Source organism: Streptomyces lancefieldiae (assembly GCF_031845825.1).
Taxonomy (GTDB): Bacteria; Actinomycetota; Actinomycetes; order Streptomycetales; family Streptomycetaceae; genus Streptomyces; species Streptomyces lancefieldiae.
On the sequence record NZ_JAVRFH010000384.1, the window covers coordinates 1 to 409 of the forward strand.

General features: G+C 64.5%; 1 pseudogene. It reads right to left on the reverse strand.

From position 1 onward, the window contains the following. Positions 1-409: pseudogene (locus RM812_RS42630) on the reverse strand (2-oxo acid dehydrogenase subunit E2); the annotation flags it as partial.

Sequence of the window (409 nt, forward strand, 5' to 3'; positions counted from 1 at the left end):
TTGTTGATGTCGTCGTCGTGGTTGGCGGAGATGTCCTGCACCCAGCGCACCGGCTCGTAGGGGATGCGCAGCGACTCGAAGATCTCGTCGTAGAAGTTGTTCTCCCCGAGCAGCAGCTGGTGGATCTGACGCAGGAACTCCCCGGACGTCGCACCTTGGATGATGCGGTGGTCGTAGGTCGAGGTGATCGTCAGGATCTTGCTGACGGCGTTGCGGTTGAGCGTCTCCTCGCTCGCGCCCTGCCACTCGGCGGGGTAGTCGAGCGCGCCGACACCGATGATGGCGCCCGCGCCCTTCATCAGACGCGGCACCGAGTGCACCCGTGCCGATGCCACCGGGGTTGGTCAGCGAGATCGTCGTGCCCGCGTAGTCCTCGAGCGTCAGCTTGTTGTTGCGCGCCTTCTTGACC